Source organism: Geofilum rhodophaeum (assembly GCF_002210225.1).
Taxonomy (GTDB): Bacteria; Bacteroidota; Bacteroidia; order Bacteroidales; family Marinilabiliaceae; genus Geofilum; species Geofilum rhodophaeum.
Window position 1 is genome coordinate 176090 of the sequence record NZ_MWUJ01000007.1, and the last position, 8783, is coordinate 184872.

General features: G+C 38.8%; 11 protein-coding genes and 1 pseudogene. 1 reads left to right on the plus strand and 11 read right to left on the minus strand.

The features are described from left to right. Position 1: 1 nt before the first annotated feature. Positions 2-1339, minus strand: coding sequence for an MFS transporter (locus B4W65_RS08765; RefSeq protein WP_088654768.1), 1338 nt, complete (start codon positions 1337-1339; stop codon positions 2-4). 108 nt (positions 1340-1447) lie between these two features. Between B4W65_RS08765 and B4W65_RS17780 the strand changes: the two are divergent. Then, positions 1448-1645 (plus strand): annotated as a pseudogene (locus B4W65_RS17780) (IS91 family transposase); the annotation flags it as partial. Between the two features lie 320 nt (positions 1646-1965). Here the strand turns inward: B4W65_RS17780 and B4W65_RS08775 are convergent. The 10 genes from B4W65_RS08775 to B4W65_RS08830 all read right to left on the minus strand — a co-directional run bounded on the left by B4W65_RS08775 (position 1966) and on the right by B4W65_RS08830 (position 8678). Next, positions 1966-2979 carry a hypothetical protein gene (locus B4W65_RS08775; protein ID WP_146697756.1) on the minus strand — a complete coding sequence of 338 codons (1014 nt, stop codon included), beginning with the start codon at positions 2977-2979 and terminating at the stop codon, positions 1966-1968. 134 nt (positions 2980-3113) lie between these two features. Beyond that, positions 3114-3539 (minus strand): type II toxin-antitoxin system VapC family toxin, encoded by a 426-nt coding sequence (locus tag B4W65_RS08780; protein WP_088654771.1) that lies wholly within the window; start codon positions 3537-3539, stop codon positions 3114-3116. Between the two features lie 2 nt (positions 3540-3541). Next, positions 3542-3790 (minus strand): DUF6364 family protein, encoded by a 249-nt coding sequence (locus B4W65_RS08785; protein WP_088654772.1) that lies wholly within the window; start codon positions 3788-3790, stop codon positions 3542-3544. 250 nt (positions 3791-4040) lie between these two features. Beyond that, positions 4041-4346: a type II toxin-antitoxin system RelE/ParE family toxin gene (locus tag B4W65_RS08790; RefSeq protein WP_088654773.1), complete on the minus strand. Its 306-nt coding sequence runs from the start codon at positions 4344-4346 to the stop codon at positions 4041-4043. Continuing rightward, a complete protein-coding gene (locus tag B4W65_RS08795; RefSeq protein WP_088654774.1) occupies positions 4339-4590 on the minus strand; it encodes a type II toxin-antitoxin system ParD family antitoxin in 252 nt (83 codons plus the stop codon). The genes B4W65_RS08790 and B4W65_RS08795 overlap by 8 nt, the downstream gene beginning before the upstream one ends. Positions 4591-4777: 187 nt before the next feature. Continuing rightward, positions 4778-6028 (minus strand): group II intron reverse transcriptase/maturase, encoded by a 1251-nt coding sequence (gene ltrA, locus B4W65_RS08800; protein WP_088654775.1) that lies wholly within the window; start codon positions 6026-6028, stop codon positions 4778-4780. A 670-nt stretch (positions 6029-6698) separates the two neighbouring features. Further along, positions 6699-7100 carry a hypothetical protein gene (locus B4W65_RS08805; RefSeq protein WP_088654776.1) on the minus strand — a complete coding sequence of 134 codons (402 nt, stop codon included), beginning with the start codon at positions 7098-7100 and terminating at the stop codon, positions 6699-6701. A gap of 223 nt (positions 7101-7323) precedes the next feature. After that, positions 7324-7899: a hypothetical protein gene (locus B4W65_RS08815; protein WP_088654778.1), complete on the minus strand. Its 576-nt coding sequence runs from the start codon at positions 7897-7899 to the stop codon at positions 7324-7326. A 166-nt stretch (positions 7900-8065) separates the two neighbouring features. Next, on the minus strand, positions 8066-8473 hold the full coding sequence (locus B4W65_RS08825; protein WP_088654780.1) for a putative toxin-antitoxin system toxin component, PIN family: 408 nt from the start codon (positions 8471-8473) through the stop codon (positions 8066-8068). Further along, positions 8463-8678, minus strand: coding sequence for a hypothetical protein (locus B4W65_RS08830; RefSeq protein ID WP_088654781.1), 216 nt, complete (start codon positions 8676-8678; stop codon positions 8463-8465). The genes B4W65_RS08825 and B4W65_RS08830 overlap by 11 nt, the downstream gene beginning before the upstream one ends. Positions 8679-8783 lie beyond the last annotated feature (105 nt).

The window sequence follows — 8783 nt, forward strand, 5'->3', positions numbered from 1 at the left end:
GCTAAATATTTAATTTTTGTTTGATCTCTTCGTAACGGTTGTCGGTTATCTTGTAGCGGAACATCATTCCTCCTACCAGGGCATGAAAAGCGCCGGGTATTACTGTAAGCAGCAGAGCCAGTCCCACAAGGGTAAACTCACTCTGAACCACGGCATTGGGCACATAATCAAAAAATTCAAGCAAATAACCTACGGAGGCTCCGGCAATACCCATACCCAATTTCTGAGCAAAGGAAATACCGCCGTAAGCCAGTCCCGATACCCGCTTTCCTAATTTTGCATGACCATAATCAACCGACTCGGCAATGGCCGACCAAAATACAGGGGCGTGCAGGTCTACCACAAAGGACAGTATAAAGTACAGGGGAAAGGCCCAAAGCAGATTACCGGGTCCAACCAAAAACAGCATGGCGAGACTCAGCAGTCCCACGGCCAGCTGCGACCATTTATACAGCTTCACCTTACAGTAATGTTTGGTAATCAGATTGGAGATGGGCATGGCTAAAATAGCCGCTGCTACTCCTGTGGCCATAAAGGTCGATTGTATGGTTGCATCGCCGCCCAAATAGTATTTGGCGTAGTAAATGGCTACCGAATTACGGATAACATACCCTATGGTTCCGAAGAAAAATGCACCGAACAAAAGAGCCCATTGATCGTTCTTCAGCAACAGCACAAACTGCTCCCACAGGGGTTTCTTATCTACTTCATGTTCAATGCGCTCCCGTGTGGTGAAAAAGGTGAATAAAAATAAGAGGGTGCCGGCCAGGGCCATCAGGCCCATGGCCAATTGGTAGCCCCTGCCCAAATCGTTATGCCCCAGCTTCTCGGCCAAAATAGGTACTACAATGGACACCATAAAGGCGGCAATCTTGGCAAAAAAGAGCCGGAAACCGTTGGCCGACAAGCGCTCTTGCGGATCGTTGGTGAGTACGCCTATTAGCGAGATGTAAGGTATGGTGACCGAGGTAAACATCAGGGTGACCAAAATATAGGTGGCGTAGGCATAAATCATTTTCCCTGCATAATCGAACTGCGGGGTGGTAAAGGTCAGGAAGACCGAAATACCGAAAGGTACCGACAGAAACAGGAAGTAATGCCGATAACGTCCCCAACGGGTTTTAAACTTATCGGTAATGAGTCCCATCAGGGGATCGGTAATGGCATCGATGAAGCGAACCAACAGGAACATGAGTGCCATGTCTTTGGGCTTAAGCCCAAAGATGTCGGTATAAAAGAAACTGATGATGAGAAACATCGCGGAGATGACCACATTTACTGCAGCATCTCCCGAGCCGTAGCCAATTTTTTCGAGTACACTTAATTTTTGAGGTTTCATAAGGGTCTATAAGTCGTTGTATTTACAAAAGCGACGCTAAGATAAAAGAATATTCTGTTTCTTCCACAGGAAGGGAAGTCGTAAGCAGCTTCCCCAACCGTTTCAGCCCCCCCAAAAAAGCCGAAGAGTGAGTCCATATCACCGGAATATCCAACGGCCTCAGAGCTCATTTTAAGGTTGACTGGATTTGATCTAACCAAATGTCCGCATTGCAAAGAGGGTCGTCTGATTGTCATTAGGACCTTGCCCAGGATACGGTCACCCGCAGGAAGTCTGCCCTCTATGCTTTTTGCGAAGTTGCAGTAACCTACAAAATAACCCTTGGAAAACTTCATTGACTTGAGGTTCGGCATCGTATTGCCTTAACGGTAGGTTTTCAGCCAAAAAGGAACAGGTGTTCAGGTTTTGAGCCACTACGACCAGCCATTACTTAAGTTCAAATGCGTAAAACGGGAAGACGCTACCACGGGTGGCCTTGCCAAAAACATCAAAAACCGACAACAAGTCCATAAAAAGAGGCTGCAGACCTAGCGTGATGTAGTTCAACCGAGAATAATCGCTGGGTTCCCGAAAATCGGGACATGCAGTTCCGACCGCTCATATTCTTATATATTAGTGGCTGGGTTTTATCTCAATTTAGTTTTATAATTATTGTCTTTGTCCTTATATATCAAAATCAGTTTGTTGTCATTGCACTTTACTATATCAATAATCCTTTTGGGTGAAAATAATCCATACCTAATTCTCCATTTTCCAAGATTGCGGTTTTTCCACCCATTGTAAAGAGAAGGAGTCTTCCAGAAATATGATGGCCAAATTCGGAATCGTCCAAGTCCTTTCTCGTAACAGCCCATATAAACTTTATTGCGTACAATCGCAATATCTGTCCAGTCTAAATAAGCCCACTTTTGAAGTTTTCTGCTCGAAATTGAAAACCCATCCTCAAAATCACTTAATCTCAATATTGTAATATGTTCCGAATTTGCACGCGGATATCCACCTGCTGTCCCTGATAACAAAACAATATATTTATCATTTATAACTGCTCTTTCAATCGATTCGTATGTTCCATTTGGCTCAAGCTCAATTATTTTTGGATTTTCAAGTTTTGGTAAATCAGTCCTTTTGTATTCCAGTAAATATTTTGGCATTATTATATTATCAACTGCGATAATCTTATTTTCTGTGATTACAACATCATCAATCGCCTTTCCTGGAAACATTATACCCACTGGAAGTTTCAAATCAGTCCATTCACTAGTTTTTAAGTGATAAACATAAAATGGCGATACCGAATTCCAATCACCTCCTAACAGCAAACAATTATCTACGAATTTTAGTGATTTGATTTTTAATCCATTTGGAACGTTTATTTGTAAAACAATTCTCAAAGAATCTAATGATACATTATAAAACCTAATTTTTGTGGAGTCAGAGTTGATAGACAACAATTTATCAGAATCATAAAATTCATAAAGGTTGCTAATGGGTAAATCAGTCCTGTAAAGTTGAATTAGTTTGTTGTTTTCTCGCTGATAAATATAATTATCTTGATTCTCAGGGAGTAAATAATAATCCTTCTGGGCGATAACAGAAAAATTAATTATCAATAGTAATATGTTTATTAGTAGTACTCTCATAACCTTGCAGCTAACGTATAGCGATATGGTGCGTGGCTAATCTACTTGGTATATACTTTCTGGCCGTTAAGAATGTTCTTAAGTGGACGAAACTTGCTTTAAATATGATATTTAGCCATGCACTATAATGCGTGTTAGTGGCTGGCAATTAATACCTTTAAATAATTTTCCGGAGTCATGACTCCTAATGCGCTGTTTTTAAAATCTTTAGTATTCCGGGTGACTATCACATCTATGTCTCCAATCATTTCTGCGGAGAAGTTCTGTAAAGCATCTTCAAAGTCTTTAAAAGGTGAGTTTAGGGCTCGCAAAATTGCTTCTTTATCGGTAGTCAACACTTCAGTAATGGATATTAATTGATTTAATTTATCAACCACTTTTTCGTACTTAGCATTCTGTCTCAACAAATAGTAAACATTACTTATAATCACTGAAGTAATATGGCCCGTAATAGCTTTAGATTCGCAAAGGGCTAATACTTTAGCTGCATTGTCTGAAAATGGTTTTCTGTCGAAAAAGAAATCCAGAATAACGTCGGTGTCAATCAATATTCTTTTCATTCTTACAGGTGTTTTTCTGCAAGTCTCTTTGAGAGCTCCGTTTTATAATCAAAGTTTATAGGTTCTTTAAATGACCCCTTTAGAGATTTCACAATGGGCGTCAATTCAACCTCCTTGGCTTGCTCTTCTTTCGTTATAATTTTCAGATAATTCTCAATTATATCAGAAAGACTTCTGCCTTTTCCTGATGCGTACTTCTTTGCTTTCTCAATTATAGATTGCTCTATTGTAAGTGTCAGTTTAGTATTCATTTTACACTCCTCCAATTTAAAAATTTTATACGTGTAAAATTAATTCAAATTCATAGCACGTGCAAATAAAATATGAATTGCACGTGGCAGGTTTTTTGTTTTGCTTGCCACTAACGCCCGGCTGTATGCGGTCGGCCTGGCATTTCTGCCAGTTACGAAATTTTCAGGCCAAACGCGACTTATTGGGGAGAACGAGACCCACTATATGCTATGGAGCCCCGGCTGGCGTATACAGCTTTGTTATGTGGGGTTAATATTTTCCTTTTAATCTATTCTTTAGGTCCATTTGCTCGTGGAGTATTCTTATAATTTCAATTTGACCTTCTGCTTTCTTTTGATAGAAAATAATATGTCGCCCCGACTTTATTCCCAACAAAAACTCTGTTATATTGGAATAGTCTTTCCCCAAATCGGGCTTTTTAGCAGCCTCTTCGCAAGAATCAATAAGCATTTCATAGTAGATGTCTGCTTGACTTTCAGACCATTCAATTACAGTGTAATTCCAAATATTGGTCAGGTCTTCAACCGCTTTATTTGTGAATTTACATCTACCCATTTAGATTTTTCTGTGCTTTTAGATTTTGCAAATGTGTCTGTGGATTAAAATCAGAGGCGACTCCACTATCAAGTCCTTCTTTAATAGCTTCTTTAAGCACAATTATTCTATTCTCCTCTTCCTCCAAAAGTCTTAATCCTGCTCTAACAACTTCACTTGCATTCTTGAACCTTCCGGCAGAGATTCTACTTTGAATAAAACTGTCAAAATAGCTTCCTAACGATATTGAAGTGTTTCTATTCATAATCTAGAAATTTTTTCTTCAAATATACCAATTTTTGGTATATCTGTCAAAACTGTTTTTTCGTATAATCCCACATAACGGTCACGTAGTCGAGTAGGCAAAGGGAACTTCCCCCTAAGCCTCTCACAGAACCGGACTTGAACCTCTCAGCTCATCCGGCTCTTGTTATACAAATCGATGCACTTCATTACGAAAATCCCAGCCTCCATTGGTAGAACAGTGTCGGATATTGCTCTTTCACTCTTTCCAACCATGCATAAGTGCCGTTGATAGTCGTTTTGTAGCGCTTGTACCGTTTCCGTGCCCACATCACAAGCCTCCGCCGTAGTAGCTGAAAGATTGGGTTCATTTCCCATATTCTGAACTTTCCATAGTAGTTGATCCAACCCCGGATATAAGGCTCCAGAAATTGCGCCACTCCTACTATGCTGTTATGTCTCAGGGTCTCAATCTTCAACTCTCTCATCTTCTCTGCTATGCGTTTCTTTGAACTCGTGCTGATGGCGCAGTCATAGCCAAGGAAAAGTTCCCTGGTCTTCTTTGACCTTGCAGTGCGAGGTTGGAATGAATAGCTCAGAAAATCGAACTTCACGTTCTCAAACGCTCCCTGTCGCCTGTAGTCTCTACAGTAAACAAGCTTCGTCTTTTCCGGGTGCAGTTCCAACCCACATTGCTTCATCCGTTTGTTCAAATTACGCATTACGTAATCAGCTTGTGATTTACTCTTGCAGTGCAGTATTGCGTCATCGGCGTATCGTACATAACTGACTCTAGGGTGGGTTTGCTCCAGCCATTTATCCATGGCATAATGTAAGAACAGATTTGCTAATAACGGACTAATTACACCTCCTTGTGACGTTCCTTTTCCTTGCTTCATTACCAGTTCCCCGGTTTTAGTTTGCACGGGTGTTTGAAGCCACCTTTCGATGTATATTAGGCACCACCTTTCGCTTACATGTTTCTTTAATGCCAACATCAACTTCGCATGGTCTATGTTGTCAAAGAATCCTTTGATATCAAGGTCAATTACCCAGTCCGAAATTCTGACATTCTTCCGTACCTCGGCCAATGCCTGATGAGCATTCTTTCCGGGGCGGTAACCATAAGAATGGGGACTGAAAAGTTTCTCAAACCTCTCTTCCAAATAATCTTTCACGACCATTTGTGCCACGCGATCGCTGATAGTAGGAACACCAAGTTTGCGAACTTTGCCGTCTTTCTTGGGTATTTCCACTTCTTTTAACGGCGGCGGGAAATAACTCCCTGACGCCATCCGGTTCCACAGTTTGTACAGGTGACCAGACCGGTTGGCATTGTATTCTTCCATACTAATTTGGTCAATTCCTGCACTCCCTGCTTTGGAGCGCACTTTCTTATAAGCAAGCCATACTTGGTCCTTACTTACTGGTACCGATTTTGTCTCATTCCATAAAGTCATCCTCTTGCGAGTTGTTAAATGTTATGATCCGGTATAACTTGCCCCCTTCGCTCTGCTCTCATTCTACCTTCAATCAATTTTACTGGCATTCTGTCTTTATTTTAATTACCACCAACGCCCACATGTATGAAATTGTTGGGGGCTTGCGAGCATAGTTATTTTCTGCCGTTAAAAAACCTGCTACGGGGAATGAAGTGGCCTATACACGCATAAACCCCCAATATTTTATACATGATGTTGGCGGTATGTACTATTTTTCAATCAAATCGTCATTTTATTCAATGCAAATGCTCTGAATATTTATGACTTCCATAGCTAAAACCCTCTGCATGCATGCCGATTTTGCTTAATGTTTGATTATATATGTCTCGATGAAAATCACTTGATTCTTATTCTTCTTCATCATAAATCTCGAAATCCGAAAATTCTACAGCAGCATCTAATCCCTCAACGAAGCACTCAATTTCCATCTTCTTATAAACCAATTTGACTGAGGAAATAATTTTCTGGTTGTCTCAGTCTTTTGGTTTAGATATTTCTGTCCGAATTCAAGCCAATCATCGTTTTATTTTTCTGTTGCGTGTGAAGATAATTTCCCCGCTTTTTTAACTTTCTGAATAACGTTAGATACTATAAATAAATGAATTTATCGTATCTAAAATTCTATAGCTTACTTGGTAATTTTCCTGTATCTAAGATAGTTTGTAATAATGATTATTCCTGTTAAAATAATTTGCAAGTGACTTGGCTTAAAGATTCTTCCCATATCAATACCCCATGCCAATTCGCGATAATTACCAAAGTTTAGTTGAATTAGGTTTCTTGTCAGTAGAATTATCATAATCAGGGAAGGTAAAAAAGTAAAAATAGTACTCCAGACTTTACTTCTCTGGATTTTGGGTATTTGCAAAAAGAAGTATGAAGTAAAAATCAAGGCAATAACTACTGAAATATTAACTATCAATGCTAGTATTAAAACGGCACCCCATTGACTTACAAATCCAAGTAATGCTGTTAGAATTGCGTTTAGTAATATTAAAACTAATACCGTTTTAAAATAAATCTTTGTCATAATAATTGTTGTTCAATGTATTCTAATTATTTGGTAATAAAATGGATGCAAAACAAAGAGTGTATTACCGCCAACGGATGGCAATATAACCAGTGGCGGAATGCGGGCGACATCACTGTCAACCGTTACAAAACTTTGAGCGGGGCAGACGCTTTCAAGCTACCACTGCGCCCGACATTGGTTATATTGCCTGTTAACACCCGTTTTTATTAAGTTTCAGAATTTATTTATTTCTCAATTCTTGAATTTTCTCAAATTTCTCCTTGACATTATTTATTGATTCAATTTCAAACCCAGTGTTTATTTTTCCACTCCAACTGACAGTTCCTGTCCCCCAAGGAAGAAAAGGATTCTTAGGAATTAAAGGTACATGTTTCCCTAATTTCAAGTTTCCAGTTCCATTTTTGAAAGTTACTTCAAAGTCAAAATTCTCATGTTTATTAATATCAAACACTTTAATAAATTTGTTAAAACTATTATGTCTTAAGAAGATAATTCTCTTGTCAGTAATACAAAAAATAATACTTGCTCTTTTTCGCGAATCAAAGTAAAATCCTCCCGCTGTCGGAATAAGAAATATAAAAGTAATAATACCTGTAATTATAATCATTGATAGGTTACTCATAATAATTCCTATATAAACAAACATTCCAGAACAAAGAACTATGATAAAAATTAATGGCATAAGGAAGATAGATGAATCATAAAAAATCAACCCTTGTCTAGGTTGCTCACAAAACATGATTTCTTCATTGTCATTTAAAAGACTTTTTATTTCTGATTCAAGATTGTATCGCATGTTTTTCAAAATGGGTATTAACGTCCGGCTGTATGTGGTCGGCCGGGGCATTTCTGCCAGTTACGAAAGTTTCAGGCCAAACGCGGTTGGCGGGGGAGAACGAAACCTCCAATATGCTGTGGAGCCCCAGCTGCCGTATACAGCTTTGTTATGGCGCGTGAATATTTTACAGCTTGACCTCTAATTCTTTAATTGTTAAAATCTCCGTATTGCCTATAGACTTTAAATACAGCAAGTCACTATCACCCGTGACTAAAAAATCTGCGTTGCTGTCTACCGCAAGATTCAACAAAAAATTATCTTTAATGTCACGGCATTCCCTAATATCAGAGGAGACCTGATATAAAATTCCGAATTGGTCAATAAAGCTGATAAGCCTTTTAATATCTTTTGGAGCAAAGAATTTTTGGAATTTTGGTCTTTCGGCAACCGTTAAAAATTCAGAAAACAATTCTTCGGAAAAAATGAGCTTAACCTGGCCAGTCTGAACATAGTTATCTAGAAAGCTGAAGTTTTTTGAAATCAAGAAACTAATCCAAAGGTTTGTGTCTAGGATTACTTTCTTACTCTTCATATCGAGCTTTTCTGACCGATTCAACTTCTTTCAGTATTTCTTCAGCAGATGGAGCCTTATCTGATTTTTTCCTGAATTTAGCTAATAATTCGGTGAACTCATTTTTCACCTTCTCTTTCTTTATCTTAATTAAATCCATGTCAGCAAGATTTTTAATGATGCTCTTTGCTTTGGGATTTACTATTTCTATTCTTAAAGATTCCATATCGACCTATTTTAAACAAATATATGAAAATCTCTCTGGTTTGTGAATACTCATGAATGCAGGTTTTGTATTTCATGCGCCATAACGCCCGGCTGTATGCGGTCG

Bases quoted from the DNA above. Each gene is read 5' to 3' on its own strand.
- B4W65_RS08765 (WP_088654768.1), bottom strand. From the start codon at position 1,339: ATGAAACCTCAAAAATTAAGTGTACTCGAAAAAATTGGCTACGGCTCG.
- B4W65_RS08775 (WP_146697756.1), bottom strand. From the start codon at position 2,979: ATGAGAGTACTACTAATAAACATATTACTATTGATAATTAATTTTTCT.
- B4W65_RS08780 (WP_088654771.1), bottom strand. From the start codon at position 3,539: ATGAAAAGAATATTGATTGACACCGACGTTATTCTGGATTTCTTTTTC.
- B4W65_RS08785 (WP_088654772.1), bottom strand. From the start codon at position 3,790: ATGAATACTAAACTGACACTTACAATAGAGCAATCTATAATTGAGAAA.
- B4W65_RS08790 (WP_088654773.1), bottom strand. From the start codon at position 4,346: ATGGGTAGATGTAAATTCACAAATAAAGCGGTTGAAGACCTGACCAAT.
- B4W65_RS08795 (WP_088654774.1), bottom strand. From the start codon at position 4,590: ATGAATAGAAACACTTCAATATCGTTAGGAAGCTATTTTGACAGTTTT.
- ltrA (WP_088654775.1), bottom strand. From the start codon at position 6,028: ATGACTTTATGGAATGAGACAAAATCGGTACCAGTAAGTAAGGACCAA.
- B4W65_RS08805 (WP_088654776.1), bottom strand. From the start codon at position 7,100: ATGACAAAGATTTATTTTAAAACGGTATTAGTTTTAATATTACTAAAC.
- B4W65_RS08815 (WP_088654778.1), bottom strand. From the start codon at position 7,899: ATGCGATACAATCTTGAATCAGAAATAAAAAGTCTTTTAAATGACAAT.
- B4W65_RS08825 (WP_088654780.1), bottom strand. From the start codon at position 8,473: ATGAAGAGTAAGAAAGTAATCCTAGACACAAACCTTTGGATTAGTTTC.
- B4W65_RS08830 (WP_088654781.1), bottom strand. From the start codon at position 8,678: ATGGAATCTTTAAGAATAGAAATAGTAAATCCCAAAGCAAAGAGCATC.